Raw genomic sequence first — 16,817 nt, 5'->3', positions numbered from 1 at the left:
GGATTGATACATTCGCGATGCGCGCACGATGCGATGGTGATGGGGGGACGATGCTGCGCTTCACCCTTCTCGGTCCCGTCCAGCTGGTCGCCGGCGACGCGCCGGTGACGGGCGTCGCCCCACGTCACCGGGCCGTGCTGGCCTACCTCCTGCTCAACGCCGGCCGGGTGATCAGCATCGAGCGGCTCATCGAGGCGATGTGGGGGCACGACCGGCCCGACACGGCCCGTTCGCAGATCCACGCCTCGATCACCGCGATCCGCAAGGTGCTGCGGGGCGCGGGGGCCGGCGGGCTCCTGGAGACGCGGGCCGGCGGCTACGTCGCCCAGCCGGAGCCCGGCCAGGTCGACGCGCACGCGTTCACCGAGCGGGTGGCCGCCGGCGACCTGCGCGCGGCCCTGGACCTGTGGCGCGGCGAGGCGCTGGAGGACGTGCACGCGCACTACGTCACCGGTGTCCGCGACCTCTGGAACGACCGGCGGCTGTCGGCGTACGAGCGCCTGGTGGAGGGCGAGCTGGCCGCCGGGCGGCACGGCGACCTGCTCGACGAGCTCGCCGCCCAGGTGAGCGCCAACCCGCTGCGCGAGAGGCTCAACGGCCACCTCGTGCTGGCCCTGCACCGGGCGGGCCGGCAGGCCGACGCTCTGGCGGCGGCGCGCGCCTACCGGACGGCTCTGGCGGAGGAGCAGGGGCTGGACCCCGGGCACGCGTTCACCGAGCTGGAGCGGGCCGTCCTGGCCGACGACCCCGCGCTGCGCCCGCCCGCCGCGACGCCGCCCGCCGCGACGCCAGTCGCCCCGGCCCCGCCCGCCGTGGCGCCGCCCGCCTCCGGCCCGCCGCGCCGCTCCACCTACCTGCCGTACGACATCCCCGACTTCTCCGGACGGACCGCCGAGCTGGAGCGGCTCGTGACCGAGCGGTCGGCGGTCGTCACGATCGACGGCATGGCCGGGGTCGGCAAGACCACGCTCGCCGTCCACGTGGCCCACCGGCTGGCCGAGCGCTATCCGGACGGCCGGCTGTTCATCGACCTGCAGGCCCACACCGCCGGCCGGGAGCCGGTCGACGCCGCCGCCGCGCTGGAGACCCTGCTGCGCCAGCTCGGCGTGCCCGCCGACCGCATCCCGCCCACCCCGGCCGAACGCGGCGCCCTGTGGCGCGCCGAGCTGGCCGGCCGCCGCGTGCTCGCCGTCCTGGACAACGCCCTCGACGCCGACCACGTACGCCCCCTGCTGCCGGGGCACTCCGACACCCTCGTCCTGATCACCAGCAGGCGGCGGCTCGTCGACCTCGACGGGGCCCACGCGCTGTCGGTCGACACGCTGGGCGAGCAGGACGGCGCCGAGCTGTTCGAACGGATCGTGGGCGAGCGCGCCAGCCGCGAGCCCGGCGCCGTGCGCGAGGTGCTGCGGCTGTGCGGGCACCTGCCGCTCGCCATCCGCCTGTCGGCCGCCCGCCTCCAGCACCGCCCGCGCTGGAGCGTGTCCTACCTGGCCGACCGGCTGCACGACCACCGCCGGCTCCTCAACGGGGTGTCGGCGGCCTTCGCCCTGTCCTACGAGCAGCTCGACCCGGCCGAACAGCGCATGTTCCGCCTGCTCGGGCTGGTGCCCGGGCGCGACATCGACCCGTACGGCGCGGCGGCGCTGGCCGGCGTCCCGGAGGAGGAGGCGGAGGAGCTGCTGGAGGGCCTGCTCGACGCCCACATGCTGCTGCAGCTCGAACCCGGCCGGTACACCTTCCACGACCTGCTGCGCGAGCACGCCCGCTCGATCGCCGAGGACGACGGCGCGGTCCTGCGGCTGCTCACCTACTACCTGCACCGCGCCCGCGCGGCGATCGACCGGCTCTACCCGCACAGCGTCGCCCAGCGGGAGGGCATCCCGCAGCCGGCCACCCCGGTCGCGCCCGTCCGCGACGCCGCGCAGGCGCTCGCCTGGCTCGACGCCGAACGCGCCAACATCATCGCCACCGCCGTCCACGGCCCCGAGGTGTGCCTGGGCATGCTCGCCCTGGCGATGCGCCCCTACCTCGACCGGCAGGCGCACCACGACGACGCCCTGACGCTGCACACGCTGACGCTCCGCCGCAGCCGCAAGCTGGGCCAGCGCGAGGTCGAGGAGCGGGCCCTGACCGACCTGGCGTGGACGTACTGGCGGCTCGGCGAGTACGAGCGGGCCGAGGAGCACGCGCGCCAGGCCCTCGACGCGTGCGAGCGGGCCGGCGACCGGGCCCGGGCCCTGCTCACGCTGGGCAACGTGGCGCTGCGCCGGCGCCAGGACGCCCAGGCGGAGCGGTACCTCGCGCAGGCGCTCGACCTCACCCGGATCGGCGCCGACCCCTGGGGCGAGGCCCACGTGCTCGGCATCCTCGCCCTCGCCCTCGACCGGGCCGGCCGTCCGGAGGAGGCCCGCCGCCATCTCGACCTGGCGCTCGCGCTGCACCGCAAGGTCGGCAACCCGGCCGGCGAGGCGCTGATCCTCGACCACCTCGGCGTCGTCCTCCGCCGCCAGGGCGACCTGGCGCGGGCCCGCGCCCGGCACGCGCAGGCCGCGGCCCTGCACCGCGGGCTCGGCAGCGCCGGCGACGAGGCGTCCGCGCTCAACGGGCTGGCCGAGGCGGCGGGCGACCCGGCCCGGGCGGTCGAGGAGCACACGGCCGCGCTCGCGCTCGCCGACCTGACCCGCCACCGGCCGGAGCAGGCGCGCGCCCACGACGGCCTGGCCCGCGCCCACCTCGCCCTCGGCGACGAGGAACGGGCCCGCGAGCACGGACGGCTGGCGCTGCGCCTGTACGAGGAGCTCGGCGTCCCGGAGGCCGGGGAGGTCCGCTCCTTCCTGGAGGAGTCTTTGCGTGAGCGATGCCTTGCCGTGAGTAGTCGGGCCCTGTGACGAATATCGCCACGGCGGCTCGGCGCGTAGCCTGAAAGCGTGCTGGGGCGGACGGGTGAGGCGAAGGGCGCGGCCGGCGTGGCGGCGGGCATCGAATCGCCGGGCAGGCTCGCCGAGCTGCTCGACCGGCAGGCGTACCTCGCCGACGAGGGGCTGGCCACGGCCGCGTTCCTGGCGCTGCGGATGGGCCGGCCGCTGTTCCTCGAGGGCGAGGCCGGCGTCGGCAAGACCGAGCTGGCCAAGGCGCTCGCCGCGCTGCTGGAGGCGCCGCTGATCCGGCTGCAGTGCTACGAGGGCCTCGACGCCGCCCAGGCCCTGTACGACTGGGACTTCGCCCGCCAGCTCCTCCACCTCAAGGCCGCCGAGGCCGCCGGCGTCACCGACGTGGGCCGCCTGGAGGGCGAGATCTACGACCGGCGCTTCCTCATCGCCCGGCCGCTGCTCAAGGCCCTGGAGACGGGGCCGAGCGTGCTGCTGGTGGACGAGATCGACCGGGCCGACGACGAGTTCGAGGCGTTCCTGCTGGAGGTGCTGTCCGACTACACGATCTCCATCCCCGAGCTCGGCACCGTGCGCGCGGCGACGCCGCCGGTCGTCGTGGTCACCTCCAACCGCACCCGCGAGGTCCACGACGCGCTCAAGCGCCGCTGCCTCTACCACTGGCTGGAGCACCCGGGCTTCGACCGGGAGGTGGCGATCCTGCTGCGCCGGCTGCCCGGCTGCACCGAGACGCTGGCCGCGCAGGTCGCGCGGGCCGCCGCCCGGCTGCGGGGCGCCGACCTGGTCAAGCCGCCGGGCGTGGCCGAGACGCTCGACTGGACCGAGGCGCTGCTGACCCTCGGCGCCAAGGAACTGGACCCCGACCGGGCCGCCGCCACCCTGGGGGCCGCGCTGAAGTACCGCGAGGACGTCGAGAGCGTCCTGTCGCGTGGGCTGCTGCGCCATGAGTGAGGCCGCCGGCGGGCTGGCCGCCACCATGACCGGGTTCGCGCGCACCCTGCGGGCGGCCGGGGTCGGCGCCGACCACGAGCGGACCCGCGCCCTGCTGAGCGCCCTGTGCCACCTCGACGTGACCCGCCCGGCGGACCTCTACTGGGCCGGCCGCCTCACGCTGTGCGCCGGCCCCGACGACCTGCCCCGCTACGACCGCTGCTTCCAGGCGTACTTCGGCGGGCGCACCGCCTCCCGGAGGCCGGCCGGGACGGTGACCGTCACCCGCCACACCCTCGCCCTCGGCGAGGAGGCCGGCGACGACACGGGGGAAGGCGAGGACGCGGGCGCCCCGGGCAGCGCCAGCCGCACGGAGCTGCTGCGCCACCGCGACGTCGCCGCGCTCACCGAGGCCGAGCGGGCCGAGGTGCACCGCATGCTGGCGATGCTGAGCGCCGGGCGCGCGGTGCGCCGCTCCCGGCGCTTCGAGCCGGCCGCCCGGGGCCGGCTCGACCAGCGGCGCACCATCCGCGAGGCGCTGCGCAAGGGCGACGTGGCCCGCCTGCTGCGCAGGAGCCACACCGTGCGGCCGCGCGGCGTCGTGCTGTTCGTGGACGTCAGCGGGTCGATGGCCCCGTACGCCGAGACGCTGCTGCGCTTCGCGCACGCCCTGGTCAGGAGCCGGCCGCGGGCCACCCGCGTCTACTCGGTCGGCACCCGGCTCACCCCGATCACCGCCGAGCTGCGCCACCGCGACCCCGGCACGGCCCTGGACGCGGCGTCGCGGGCCATCCCCGACTGGAGCGGCGGCACCCGGCTCGGCGAGGAGCTGAAGGAGTTCCTCGGCCGGCGCCACGCCCGCGGCGACATCGTGGTGATCGCCTCGGACGGCTGGGAGCGCGGCGACCCGAGCCTGCTCGGCGCGCAGGTGGCCCGGCTGGCCCGCCAGGCGTACCGGGTGATCTGGGTCAACCCACACAAGGGGTACGAGGACTACGAGCCGCTGACGGGGGGCATGCGCGCCGCCCTGCCGTACCTCGACGACCTGGTGGCCGGGCACAGCCTGGCCGCCTACGAGGCCCTCAGCGAAAGGCTCGCCCATGCGTGACGTGCTGCCCGAGATCATGCGGTGGTGGAGGTCGGGACTCAGGTTCGGGCTGGCGACCGTGGTCAGCACGTTCGCCAGCGCGCCCCGGCCCCCCGGTGCCGCGATGGCGGTGCGGGGCGACGAGGTGGTCGGCAGCGTGTCGGGCGGCTGCGTCGAGGGCGCGGTGTTCGACCTGGCCGCCGAGATCGACGAGCCGGTCCTCCAGCGGTACGGCGTGACCGACGACGACGCGTTCGCCGTGGGCCTGACCTGCGGCGGCATCATCGACATCCTGGTCGAGCCGGTGTCCATCGAGACGTACCCGGAGCTCGGCGACATCGCCCGCTCGGTGGCGGCGCACGAGCCGGTCGCGGTGGCCACCGTCGTGTCCGGGCCCGGCCGGATGGGCGCCCGCCGCGTCGTCTGGCCGGACCGCTCGTCCGGGACTCTCGGGCTCGACCGGCTCGACGAGGCCGTGGACGACGACGCGCGCGGCATGCTGGCCCAGGGCGTCACCGGGATCAGGAGGTACGGCCCACGGGGCGAGCGGCGGCTGGACGAGCTGGCCGTGTTCGTCCACTCGTTCGCGCCGCCGCCCCGCCTGCTGGTGTTCGGCGCGATCGACTTCGCCGCCGCGGTGGCCCGGCTCGGCAAGTTCCTCGGCTACCACGTGACCGTCTGCGACGCCCGGCCGGTCTTCGCGACGCCCAAGCGCTTCCCGGAGGCCGACGCGGTGGTGGTCAAGTGGCCGCACGACTACCTCGCCTCGACCACCGTGGACGAGCGCACGGTCATCTGCGTGCTCACCCACGACCCGAAGTTCGACGTGCCGCTGCTGGAGGTGGCGCTGCGCACCCCCGCCGGGTACGTCGGGGCGATGGGCTCGCGCCGCACCCACGAGGACCGGCTGGCCCGGCTGCGCGAGGCCGGCCTGGCGGAGGAGGAGCTCGCCCGGCTGCGCTCGCCCATCGGCCTCGACCTGGGCGCCCGCACCCCCGAGGAGACGGCCGTGTCGATCGCGGCCGAGCTGATCCAGCTCCGGTGGGGCGGCTCCGGCCGGCCGCTCAGCGACACCGCGGGCCGCATCCACCACGAGGCGTCGTGAACGTGCGGGGCTCGCGCGTGGCCGGGCTGCTGCTCGCGGCCGGCGAGGGCTCCCGGCTCGGCACCCCGAAGGCGCTGGTCGAGCATGAGGGCGAGCGGCTGGTCGACCGGGGGGTGCGGCTGCTGGAGGAGGGCGGCTGCCACCCCGTGGTCGTCGTGGTGGGCGCGGCGACCGTCCAGGTGCGCGGCGCGGTCGTGGTGCGCAACCCCGGCTGGCGCTCCGGCATGGGATCGTCGCTGCGGGTCGGGCTGGCGGCGCTGCCCGAGCAGGCCGAGGCGGTCGTGGTGGCGCTGGTGGACCAGCCGTTCATCCGCCCGGAGGCGGTGCGCGCCCTGGTCGCGAGCGGCGCGCGGCTGGCCGTCGCCACCTACGGCGGGCGGCGGCGCAACCCGGTGCTGCTGTCGCGGGGCGACTTCGCCGAGGTGGCCCGGCTGGCGGTGGGCGACGTCGGCGCCCGGCCCTTCATCAAGGCGCACCCGGAGCTGGTGAGCGAGGTGCCGTGCGACGGCCTCGGCGACCCCGCCGACATCGACACCCCCGCCGACCTCGGCAGGCTGACCCAGGACGGCTAGAGGCGGAAGGACGCCGTGGCCGCGCGGTGGTCGCTGCCCGTCGCCGGGGCCACCCCCGCCTCGGTCGCCGTCATCCCCTTGTACAGGATGTGGTCGGGCCGGGTGATCGGGAACGACGACGGCCAGGTGAAGCCGAACCCCCGTCCCGCCTCCTGCTGCGCGTCCAGCAGCGGCGGCGTCAGCCCCCGCATGCCGCGGTCGGTGGTGGCGGTGTTGAGGTCGCCGAGCAGCAGGATCCGCTTGCTCGTGTCGGCGTCGATCAGCCGGCGCGCCGCGGCCAGCGACTCGTCGCGCGAGGCGGTCTGCCCGGGCCGGGCCGAGGCCAGGTGCATGACGTACACGGTCACGTCGCCCTTGGGGGTGTCGACCACCGCGCGCAGCGCCCGCACCCAGCCCATGCCTACGTCGAGCGGCTTGGAGCGGCGGATCGGGTGGCGGCTCCACAGCCCGACCGTGCTGACCGTGTAGTGGTGGGGGAACAGGGTGTTCAGCCGCTTGGCGGCCGGCCCGCCGGATGTCAGCTCCTGCGCGGCCAGCAGGTCGAGGCCCTCGGCGATGGAGCGGACGGCGGCGCCGGAGGAGTCGTTGGTGACGCCGACGTTCACCGTGCCGACCGACAGGTCGGAGCGCCCGCCGGGCGAGGACCGTAAGAGGGCCGGGCCGAACATCACCGCCCACACCAGGCCCGGCACCAGCGCCGCCACCGCGGCCAGGCGCGAGCGGGCCAGGGCCGCCGCGCCGAGCAGGACGGGGACGGCCCAGCCGAGCCAGGGAAGGAGGCTCTCCAGGACGGGCGTGAAGCCCCCCATCGCGGGGATCAGCCGATGCCCCGCCAGCACCACGGCCACCACGGCCGCCCCCGCCACGACGATCCGCCCGACGATCCTCTTCAGCATCGGCCCCTCTCCGAGATCCGCACCAGGCTAGCCGGTCGCCGCGCCGCGCGCGGACACGCTAATCTGTTGCCCTCGCAACGGAATAACATTCGGTATCGGGAGCCCGGCAATGCGCATCGGTATGGCACTCAACTACTCGGGCGGCTTCAAGGAGACGGTCGCCGAGCTGGCCGACTACGAGAAGGCCGGGCTCGACATCGTCTTCGTGGCCGAGGCCTACAGCTTCGACGCGGTCAGCCAGATGGGATACATCGCGGCGCGGACCGAGCGGCTGGAGATCGCCTCCGGCATCCTGCCGATCTACTCGCGCACGCCCACCCTGCTCGCCATGACGGCCGCCGGCATGGACTACGTCTCCGACGGGCGGTTCACCCTCGGCCTCGGCGCCTCCGGCCCGCAGGTCGTCGAGGGCTTCCACGGGGTGCCGTACACCGCGCCGCTCGGCCGTACCCGGGAGGTCATCGAGATCTGCCGCCAGGTGTGGCGGCGCGAGCGCGTGCGCTACGAGGGCCGCCACTACACGCTGCCCCTCCCGCCGGAGCAGGGCACGGGGCTCGGCAAGCCGCTCAAGCTCATCAACCACCCGGTGCGCCCGCGCATCCCCATCGTCGTGGCCGCCATCGGCCCCAAGAACGTCCAGCTGGCCGCCGAGCTCGCCGAGGGCTGGGAGCCGATCTTCTACCTGCCGGAGAAGGCCGGCGCGGTGTGGGGCGAGGCGCTGGCGGCGGGCAAGGCCCGGCGCGATCCCGAGCTGGGCGAGCTCGACGTCATCGCCCAGGCGTCGCTGGCCATCGGCGACGACGTGGCCGGGCTGCTGGAGTTCGGCCGGCCGATGGCGGCCCTCTACATCGGCGGCATGGGCGCCAAGGGCAAGAACTTCTACAACGACCTGGCCCGCCGCTACGGTTACGAGAAGGAGGCCGAGCAGATCCAGGAGCTGTACCTCGACGGCAAGAAGGACGAGGCCGCCGCGCTCGTGCCGGACGAGCTGCTGCGCAACATCTCGCTGATCGGCGACGAGGGCTTCGTGCGCGACCGCGTCCAGGTGATGCGGGAGTCCGGCGTGACGACGCTCAACGTCGCGCCGCTCGGGCGCACGCACGAGGAGCGTGTGCGGCTCATCGAGCGCATCAAGGACATCGCCGGCTGAGCCTGCTGACCGGCTGAGCCCGCTGAGCGGCTGAGCCGGCTGTGTGCGGCCAGGACCCGGCCCGCTGTGACGACGATCACCGCGGGCCGGGGAATGCGGCCGTGGAGGTGGCGTGTTGAACACGCTCGTGAGGTTTTCTGTGGTGATCGTGCGGCTCGTCGAGCGCCTGCACATCGACCTGTGCCGGGTCCTGGGGTCTCTCTGTCGCTGATCGCGCTCTGACGCGCTCGATCGCCGATCCCCCTTTGTGGCATCTCGTGCCACCTTGTGCCACGCCACCCCCGGGCACCACCTCCCTGACCGCATGAGGCGCGCGCCGCCGTGCCCGTCCGTACCTCCGGAGTCTTCCGTCGTGAAGAGATTCAGCTTCTCCCTTCAACTTCTGCTGGGCCTCGTGCTCGGCGTCGCCCTCGGCTTCGCCGCCAAGATCTGGGACGTCGCCTGGCTCGCCGAGACCCTGACCAAGGTCGGCCAGATCTTCGTCCAGCTCCTCAAGCTCGCCGTGCCGCCGCTGGTGTTCACCGCCGTGCTGGTCAGCGTGGCGAACCTGCGCAACGTCAACGGCGCCGCCCGGCTGGCCACCAAGACGCTGCTGTGGTTCCTCGCCACCGCCGCCGTGGCCGTCGGCTTCGCCATCGCGCTCGGCCTGGTGATCAACCCCGGCCAGGGCGTCACCCTCGACACCGGCGCCGCCAAGGCCGTCGACACCGAGGGCGCGGGCACCTGGCTCGACTTCGTCACCGGCATCCTGCCCACGAACGTGGTCACCGCCTTCAGCGAGATGAACGTCCTGCAGATCGTCTTCCTCGGGGCCGTCCTCGGCGCCGCCGCCCTCGCGGTCGGCGAGAAGGCCGAGCCGTTCCTCGCGCTCAGCCGCTCCGTCCTGGAGCTGGTGCAGAAGGCGCTGTGGTGGGTGATCCGCCTGGCCCCCATCGGCACCGCCGGCCTCATCGGCAAGGCCGTGTCCACCTACGGCTGGGAGCTGCTCGCGCCGCTCGCCAAGTTCAGCGTCGCCGTGTACGCCGGCTGCTTCATCGTGCTGCTGGCCGTCTACCCGGTGCTGCTGTCGGTCTGGGGCAAGGTCAACCCGCTGACCTTCTACCGCAACGCCTGGCCCGCCATCGAGCTGGCCTTCGTCTCCCGTTCGTCGGTCGGCACGCTGCCGCTGACCCAGCGCGTCACCATCGAGCGCAACGGCGTGGACGCCGACTACGCCTCCTTCGCGGTGCCGTTCGGCGCCACCACCAAGATGGACGGCTGCGCCTCGGTCTACCCGGCCCTGGCCGCCATCTTCGTGGCCCAGGTCTTCAACGTGCCGCTGGGCGTGGGCGAGTACCTGCTGATCGCGTTCGTCTCGGTCGTCGGCTCGGCCGCCACGGCCGGCCTCACGGGCGCGACGGTGATGCTCACGCTGACGCTGAGCACGCTCGGCCTGCCGCTGGAGGGCGTCGGCCTGCTGCTGGCGATCGACCCGATCCTCGACATGATCCGCACCGCGACCAACGTCACGGGGCAGATGGTCGTGCCGGTGCTGGTGGCCCGCTCGGAGGGCCGCCTGGACGAGGCGGTGTTCAACGCGGCGCCGCAGGAGCTGGACGCGCGACGGCCGGAGCGCCCGGCCGGCGCCCCGGAGCCGGCCGCGGCCTGAGGTCCGGTGCGACGTGAAGGGCGGGAAGCCATGGGCTTCCCGCCCTTCACGTTGTCTTGCCGGGTCATGCCGAGGGTGGGCGTGCCGCCGGGGTAGGCGTGGCCGGCCTGCGGGGATGTGGCCCGGGAAGGCCGAACCCGGCCACCGGGCGGCGGACACACCCGGCATCGAAAGGAACACCATGACCCTGCAGATCGTCAAGACCGACATCCAGCCCGGCGAGCGCGCCAGCTGGGGCTACTTCACCGGATGCGGAGACATGATCCTCGACGTGGGCGCGTCGTGGATCACCCCCGACTCGCAGGTGTCCGCCTCGATCGTGGAGGTGGACGACGACAACGTTCCCAAGATGGGAGCCGCGCGCATGACCGTCCGCAACGTCCAGCCCTACCAGGGGGGCATCCAGACCTGGGTCAGCATCGAGTGGGACAGCCCCCTGCGCGTACGGGTCAGCCACTTCTACGACTAGTGGTCACAGGACTTCGAAGCGGCCGCCGGGGACCAGCCGTTCCACGGCGGCCGCCGCCTCGTCAAGGATCGGGCTGGGCAGGGGGCCCGGGAGCTTCTACGCTCCGTTCGTGGCGGACATCAGCTATCTCGACGCGTGGGGCATGTGGCTGGACGGCAGGTCGGCGCTGGGCCACGACCTCCTCGGTCTGCCGGTGATCTGGTGGGGTCGCTTCGGCAAGATCCTCTCGTTCGTGTCGGGCGCGACGGTCGTCGTCGATCTCGTCGGCCCCGAGAAGCTGTCCCGCTACGGCGAACGCCTGGCGAGGTTCATGGCGCGCAGGCCCAGCCGGAAGACCTTCGTCGTCGGTCTCCTCACGGGGGGAGCCGTCATCGTCGTCACCGAGCCGATCGGGGTGCCCTGGCCGGTGGAGTTCGTGCTCGGGAGCACGCTCGGGGGCGCCGCGGGCATGCTCTCCTTCAGGCTCGGCTGCACGCTGCAGCGTCCCGACTTCCCGGTCGCCATGCGGTGGGTGTCCCTGGGGCTGTTCGTGGTCGGCTTCCACTTCGACCTGCTCGCCTCATGACCCCGCCTCGCGCGAGTGCCGGGGACGCGCGCGAGGCGGGGTCAGCGGATCACACGTCGATGACGTAGATCTGCAGGTCCCACTTCGGCGGCACCGATACGCACCTGTAGCCGCCGATGTCGCCGGCGTCCAGCAGGGCCTCTCCCGCGGTGATGCAGTTGCGCTGGGTCGAGTAATAGCCGAAGTGGTGCCAGCCCTCCGCGTGCGCGGGCGTGGCGGCCAGGCCGAAGGAAAGCGCGGCCCCGGCCGCGGCGGTCGCGATCACCGTGCGCATTCTCATTCTGCTGAACTCCTTCATCCGGTTGGCGTGCTCAGTAGTAGAGGTAGAAGTCGTAACGGGAGCCCGAGGGCTTGCACGAGAAGTCCAGGGCCGCGCCGTTCGCCAGGGCGTTGACGCCGGCCTTCACGCAGTCGCCGTAGTACGCGTAGCTGCCCATCAGGTGCCAGGCCTCGGTGGCCTGGGCGGAAGCGGCCGAAGCGGGACCGGCCATGGCGCCGGCCACCAGCCCGCCGGCCATCAGCGCTGCCGCGGCCAGACGACGAGGGCTCATCCTCTTCCTTCCTTTCGTGGAGAAGTCCGGGACAGCCCTCAGAATGTTTCCGCGCTCTTGGAGGTCACTTGTGGATCACTGGGAGCCCGGCGCGGGGAAGGACTCAGGGGGCGGCGGCGCGAAGGAACGCCTCGGCGAACGCGCGCGCGGCCTCCTCCACCGGGGGCAGGGCGTCGCCCAGCGCGTCCGAGAGCACGGGGCGGAACAGCATGTGCGCCGCCATCGGGCCGAGCATGAGCTGGACGAGCAGCGGCACGGGGAGCGGCCGCAGCCGGCCGGCCTCGATCTGCGCGGTGAACAGCGTGCCGAAGCTGTCGAACATCCGGGGCAGGCCGGCCTTCAGCATCCGGGCGGCCGTGCCGTCGGGACGGCTGAACAGGTCGCCGAAGATGGCCGGCAGCACCCGGGGCTCCCGGGTGAACGCCTCGGCCAGCGCGCGGTAGACGGCGTGGACCGTGTCCTCGACGCCCTCCGGGGGGTGGGCGGCCAGCGCCTCCAGGTCGAGGACGGGGACGTACCGGTCGAACACGCCGGCGATCAGGCCGTCACGGCCGCCGAAGACCGCGTGCAGGCTGGTCGGCGAGCACTGGGCGGCGGCCGCGACGGCGTCGAGGGTGACCGCGCCGAGCCCGTCGCGGGCGACCAGCGTGGCCGCCGCCTCGATGGCCCGCTCCCGGACCGGTGGGCGCCCGCCGGGATCGACCCCGGCCGCCCGCACCGCCTCGTCCAGCGTGGCCCGCGACCCGCCGAGCCTCCTCAGCAGGGTGCTGCGCGAGATGCCGGCGGCCGCCGCGATCGCGCTCAACGGCACCTCGGCGACGTCCCTGCCGTGCCGCTCGGCGGCCGCCAGCGCGGCTTCGACCAGCGCCCTGTCCATGAACCGTGATGGTATCGCTTCCTATCTGAACCTCATATGTGTATCGTCTCCAATAGGTACTCATCAGATGATGAATTCCGATGCAGGTTCAGGCACGACCCGCAGGAGAAGGGACTGTCATGACCGTCGAGAAGACCGGAGTCCTGGTGTGCGGCGGCGGACCGGCCGGGATGATGCTGGGACTGCTGCTGGCCCGGGCGGGCGTCGAGGTCACCGTGCTGGAGAAGCACGGCGACTTCCTGCGCGACTTCCGGGGTGACACCGTCCATCCCGCCACCATCCGGCTCATGGACGAGCTCGGCCTCGGCGAGGCCTTCCGCGCCCTGCCGCAGAGCCGCCTGGGCAACGTCTCGCTGCCCACCCCCGACGGCGACCTGGTGACGCTGGGCGACTTCGCGACGCTGCCCGCGCCCTACGACCACATCGCGATGGTGCCCCAGTGGGACCTGCTCAACCTGCTGGCCAAGGCCGCCGGCGAGGAGCCCGGGTTCACGCTGCGCATGGAGACGGAGGCCACCGGCTTGGTCAGGGACGGCGACCGGGTCGTCGGCGTCCGGTACCGCACCGAGGACGGCCGCGAAGGGGAGATCCGCGCCGAGCTGACCGTGGGCTGCGACGGCAGGCACTCCACGCTGCGCCGGGAGGCGCGGCTGACGCCCCGGGAGTTCCGGGTGCCGTTCGACGTCTGGTGGTTCCGCCTGCCCCGGCCGCCCGCCGAACGGAGCGTCCCGGCCGGCGTGACGCCGGTCGCGCGGGGTTCCGAGCTGCTGCTGTGCCTGACCCGCCCGGACTACTACCAGGTGGCCTACCTCACCGCGAAGGGCTCCGACGCGCGGCTGCGCAGGGAGGGCGTCGAGCGCTTCCGCGAACGGATCGTCCGGCTGCGCCCCGACTTCGCCGACCGGGTGGACCAGCTCGCGAGCATGGACGACGTCCACGTGCTCGACGTCAAGCTCAACCGGCTCCGGCGCTGGTACCGCGACGGCCTGCTGCTCATCGGCGACGCCGCGCACGCCATGTCGCCCGCCGGGGGCGTGGGCATCAACCTGGCCATCCAGGACGCCGTGGCCGCCGCCGCCCTGCTCGCCGGGCCCCTGCGGCGGCACGCCGTCACCGTCGCCGACCTGGCGGCCGTGCAGCGGCGCAGGCAGCCGCCCACCGTGATCGTCCAGGGCGCCCAGCGGCTGCTCCAGCGCGCCATGTTCGACATGGGGGCCACGGGCAGGAGGCCCGGCCCGCCCAGGTCCCTGCTCCTCCTCCTGCGCGCCTTCCCCTGGCTGCGCGCGATCCCGGCCCGGTTCGTCGGCTTCGGTCCCCGGCCGGAGCACGCCCCCGCCTTCGCCCGCAGGAGCCCCCGGCTCACCAGCCCTTGACCGCCTCTCACGGCGGCGCGCCTCGCAATCGGGACCTCGGAGGACGGCTGGGGCCCTATGGTTGGTCGAAAATGCCGTTTCTGGAGTTATTGGCGGGGATATGTCGGACGAAGCGCCGTCCATGGTCGCTGGCCGGTACCGGCTCGACGAGCGCATCGGCAACGGGCCGATGGGAGAGGTGTGGCGGGGGTACGACACGCGTGCCGACTGGACCGTGGCGGTGAAACTGCTCCGGTCCGGAGCCGCCACCCGGGAGGTGCTCCAGCGGCACGCCGAGGCCGTGGCCCGGGTCATCCACCCCAACGTGGCCATGGTGCTCGACGTGGGCGACGAGGACGGCACGCCGTACCTCGTGACGGAGTTCCTCGGCGGTGAGAGCCTGGGCGAGGAGCTGGCCACGCGCGGGCCGCTGCCCGTGACGGAGGCGTGCGACCTCGTCGGGCAGGCCGCCGCCGGGCTGGACGCCGCCCACCGCGTCGGCGTGGTCCACGGGCAGGTCGGCCCGGGCAGCTTCCGCCGGGCCGGCAGCGGGGTGCTCAAGGTCGTCGGGTTCGGGGTGGCGGGGATCGCCGTCCCGCCGACCCGGTACACCGCTCCCGAGCAGGCCGCGGGCCGCCCGGCCGAGGCCGCCTCGGACCTGTACGCCCTGGGCTGCGTGTGCTACGAGCTGCTGTGCGGACGCCCGCCGTTCGAGGACGCCCCGGAGGAGGGGCGCGTCGCCGAGCCGGCGCCGCCGAGCCGCCACCGGGCCGAGGTGCCCGCCGAGCTCGACCGGCTCGTGCTCTCGATGCTCGCCGCCGACCCCGCCGCCCGGCCCTCCGGCGGCGAACCGGTGCGGCGGGCGCTGGCGGCCATCGCCCGCCCCCGTCCCCAGACGCCCCCGCCCGGCGCGCAGTCCGCCGCCGAGTCCGCGGCGTCCCACGGCGCGCCTCCGGGCGGCCCGGTGACCGCCCCGCACGGCGCGGCCCCGCACGCGGCCGGCCCGCTCCCCGCGCCGCCCGGCGGGGGAGCGCACCAGCCGCCGCGGGCCGGCGACACCGCCGTCTACGACGCCCTCCCGCCCGACGGCCGCGAGCCCGCCTCCAACCGCAAGCTCTTCGTGCAGCTCGGCGTCGCGCTCGCGGTGATCGCGGCCGTCACCGTCGCGTTCGTGGTGTGGGGCGGCTCCAAGGAGACGCCCACCGCCGCCCCCACCCCGACCCCGGCCGCCACGCTGGAGACCCCCGAGTTCCCCACCTTCGCGCCGGCCACGCCCCCGTCGAGCACCCCTCAGGTCCTCACCCCGTCGGCCGGGCCCAGCTCCCTCCAGGAGACCGCCCAGCCCAAGGCCACGCTGAGCAGCGGCGCCGTCCCGCCGGGCGGGTGGTCGGCGTGGGTGTGGGCGTTCGAGAACTCCGTGACGGCCCAGCGGGCCGTCGGCGACATGAACCCGCGCCTGGCCGACAAGACCGTCAAGCAGATCAGGAAGGCGGCCAAGAGCTTCGAGCGGGGCCGCGAGGACCAGGGCCGCGCCCAGATCAGGGAGGTCATGGCCGAGCTCAGGCAGGCCCAGGCCCGGGGCGAGGTGCCGGCCTCCGGCCCCCTGCCCGACTTCCTGGGGGACTGGCGGCTCTGACGTACATTGACGCCATGACGATCCTCTCCGAGCGGCGGGCCAGGCTGGCCGCGGCCCTGCCCGCCCACGGCGTCGAGACCCTCCTCGTCACCTCCCGCGTCAACGTGCGCTACCTCACCGGCCTCGACAGCTCCAACGCCGCCGTGCTCGTCGCGGCCGACGGCTCGGCGCGGCTGGCCACCGACAACCGGTACGTGGAGCGGGCGCAGGCCCTCGACGTGCCGGTCGTCGAGGCCGTCGACACGGCCGGCGCGCTGGCCGTGCCGGGCACGGGCATCGAGGCCGCGAGCATGAGCGTCGCCACCTACCGGCGGTTGCTCGACCGCCTGGGCGGCGACGCGCTCGTGCCCCTGGAGCATGTCGTCGAGGGGCTGCGCGCCGTCAAGGACGAGGACGAGCTGGAACTGCTGCGCACCGCCTGCGCCATCACCGACCAGGCCTTCGCCGACGTCTGCGGCGCCATCCGGCCCGGCATGACCGAGCGCGAGGTCGCCCGCGTCCTGGAGGCGCGCATGGCCGAGCTCGGCGCCGCCCGCCCCTCGTTCGAGACCATCGTCGCGGCCGGCGAGAACGGCTCCGTTCCGCACCACGTCCCCACCGGCCGGCCGCTCATGGCGGGCGACCTGGTCACCCTCGACTTCGGCGCCGTCTACGAGGGCTACCACGCCGACATGACCCGCACCGTCTCCCTCGGCGAGCCCGCCGCCTGGCAGCGCGAGCTGTACGACCTGGTCGCCGCCGCCCAGCGCGCGGGCCGCGAGGCCCTGGCCCCCGGCGCCGACGTCCGCGAGGTGGACGCGGCGGCCCGCTCCGTCATCGAGCGCGCCGGGCACGGCGGCCACTTCCGGCACGGCCTGGGCCACGGCGTCGGCCTGGAGATCCACGAGGAGCCGTTCCTGGGCCCGTCACGGACCGGTAGACTAGAGGATCGAGTTCCGATCACCGTCGAGCCGGGGGTCTACCTGCCCGGTCAGGGCGGCGTTCGCATCGAGGACACCCTCGTGACACGTGAGGGCGAGCCGGAACTCCTCACGAAGACGACCAAGGAGCTGCTCGTCCTTTAGAGCGGCCGCACGCGGGAGAAAACG

17 protein-coding genes are annotated in these 16,817 nt (G+C 74.3%); 13 read left to right on the top strand and 4 right to left on the bottom strand.

The features are described from left to right. The first annotated feature begins 50 nt into the window (after positions 1-50). From HT134_RS07130 to HT134_RS07110, 5 genes are read left to right on the top strand one after another with little or no spacing between them, the layout of a single operon-like run. Positions 51-2,891, top strand: coding sequence for an AfsR/SARP family transcriptional regulator (locus tag HT134_RS07130; protein ID WP_217707228.1), 2,841 nt, complete (start codon positions 51-53; stop codon positions 2,889-2,891). A gap of 39 nt (positions 2,892-2,930) precedes the next feature. Then, complete coding sequence (locus HT134_RS07125) at positions 2,931-3,842, top strand: AAA family ATPase (protein ID WP_376768071.1); 912 nt, start codon at positions 2,931-2,933, stop codon at positions 3,840-3,842. After that, positions 3,835-4,929, top strand: a complete 1,095-nt coding sequence (locus tag HT134_RS07120; protein WP_175599373.1) for a vWA domain-containing protein — start codon at positions 3,835-3,837, stop codon at positions 4,927-4,929. The genes HT134_RS07125 and HT134_RS07120 overlap by 8 nt, the downstream gene beginning before the upstream one ends. Next, positions 4,922-6,013 carry an XdhC family protein gene (locus HT134_RS07115; protein WP_175599372.1) on the top strand — a complete coding sequence of 364 codons (1,092 nt, stop codon included), beginning with the start codon at positions 4,922-4,924 and terminating at the stop codon, positions 6,011-6,013. The genes HT134_RS07120 and HT134_RS07115 overlap by 8 nt, the downstream gene beginning before the upstream one ends. Next, entirely contained in the window at positions 6,010-6,585 is a 576-nt protein-coding gene (locus HT134_RS07110; RefSeq protein ID WP_312888007.1) for a nucleotidyltransferase family protein, read from the top strand. Before HT134_RS07115 ends, HT134_RS07110 begins: the two co-directional genes overlap by 4 nt. Here HT134_RS07110 and HT134_RS07105 read toward each other — a convergent pair. Further along, positions 6,582-7,481 carry an endonuclease/exonuclease/phosphatase family protein gene (locus tag HT134_RS07105; protein ID WP_217707227.1) on the bottom strand — a complete coding sequence of 300 codons (900 nt, stop codon included), beginning with the start codon at positions 7,479-7,481 and terminating at the stop codon, positions 6,582-6,584. The genes HT134_RS07110 and HT134_RS07105 overlap by 4 nt on opposite strands. A 109-nt stretch (positions 7,482-7,590) precedes the next feature. On the opposite strand from HT134_RS07105, the gene HT134_RS07100 reads away from it, so the two are divergent. The 5 genes from HT134_RS07100 (at position 7,591) to HT134_RS07085 (ending at position 11,313) form a co-directional block, all read left to right on the top strand. After that, a complete protein-coding gene (locus tag HT134_RS07100) occupies positions 7,591-8,631 on the top strand; it encodes an LLM class F420-dependent oxidoreductase (protein ID WP_175599371.1) in 1,041 nt (346 codons plus the stop codon). Between the two features lie 112 nt (positions 8,632-8,743). Further along, complete coding sequence (locus HT134_RS48030) at positions 8,744-8,842, top strand: putative leader peptide (RefSeq protein WP_376768070.1); 99 nt, start codon at positions 8,744-8,746, stop codon at positions 8,840-8,842. Positions 8,843-8,983: 141 nt separating this feature from the next. Beyond that, positions 8,984-10,279, top strand: a complete 1,296-nt coding sequence (locus tag HT134_RS07095) for a dicarboxylate/amino acid:cation symporter (protein ID WP_175599370.1) — start codon at positions 8,984-8,986, stop codon at positions 10,277-10,279. A gap of 181 nt (positions 10,280-10,460) precedes the next feature. Next, positions 10,461-10,748, top strand: a complete 288-nt coding sequence (locus tag HT134_RS07090; protein WP_175599369.1) for a hypothetical protein — start codon at positions 10,461-10,463, stop codon at positions 10,746-10,748. Between the two features lie 109 nt (positions 10,749-10,857). Beyond that, positions 10,858-11,313 carry a hypothetical protein gene (locus tag HT134_RS07085; RefSeq protein ID WP_175599368.1) on the top strand — a complete coding sequence of 152 codons (456 nt, stop codon included), beginning with the start codon at positions 10,858-10,860 and terminating at the stop codon, positions 11,311-11,313. Between the two features lie 49 nt (positions 11,314-11,362). Here the strand turns inward: HT134_RS07085 and HT134_RS07080 are convergent, their stop codons facing one another. The 3 genes from HT134_RS07080 to HT134_RS07070 all read right to left on the bottom strand — a co-directional run bounded on the left by HT134_RS07080 (position 11,363) and on the right by HT134_RS07070 (position 12,741). Then, positions 11,363-11,593, bottom strand: a complete 231-nt coding sequence (locus tag HT134_RS07080; protein WP_175599367.1) for a hypothetical protein — start codon at positions 11,591-11,593, stop codon at positions 11,363-11,365. A 31-nt stretch (positions 11,594-11,624) separates the two neighbouring features. After that, on the bottom strand, positions 11,625-11,864 hold the full coding sequence (locus HT134_RS07075; protein ID WP_175599366.1) for a hypothetical protein: 240 nt from the start codon (positions 11,862-11,864) through the stop codon (positions 11,625-11,627). A gap of 103 nt (positions 11,865-11,967) precedes the next feature. After that, a complete protein-coding gene (locus HT134_RS07070) occupies positions 11,968-12,741 on the bottom strand; it encodes a TetR/AcrR family transcriptional regulator (protein WP_175599365.1) in 774 nt (257 codons plus the stop codon). A 119-nt stretch (positions 12,742-12,860) separates the two neighbouring features. Here HT134_RS07070 and HT134_RS07065 point away from each other — a divergent pair, with 119 nt between their 5' ends. From HT134_RS07065 to HT134_RS07055, 3 genes are all read left to right on the top strand, one after another. After that, entirely contained in the window at positions 12,861-14,114 is a 1,254-nt protein-coding gene (locus HT134_RS07065) for an FAD-dependent oxidoreductase (protein ID WP_175599364.1), read from the top strand. Positions 14,115-14,235: 121 nt separating this feature from the next. Beyond that, positions 14,236-15,729 carry a serine/threonine-protein kinase gene (locus tag HT134_RS07060; protein WP_175599363.1) on the top strand — a complete coding sequence of 498 codons (1,494 nt, stop codon included), beginning with the start codon at positions 14,236-14,238 and terminating at the stop codon, positions 15,727-15,729. Between the two features lie 14 nt (positions 15,730-15,743). After that, entirely contained in the window at positions 15,744-16,793 is a 1,050-nt protein-coding gene (locus tag HT134_RS07055) for a M24 family metallopeptidase (RefSeq protein WP_175599362.1), read from the top strand. Positions 16,794-16,817: the final 24 nt, after the last annotated feature.

The sequence above is a fragment of the Nonomuraea rhodomycinica genome, assembly GCF_013363995.1.
Classification (GTDB): Bacteria; Actinomycetota; Actinomycetes; order Streptosporangiales; family Streptosporangiaceae; genus Nonomuraea; species Nonomuraea rhodomycinica.
Note: the sequence above shows the minus strand (reverse complement) of the source record. Positions and strands in the feature narration are given on the sequence as shown.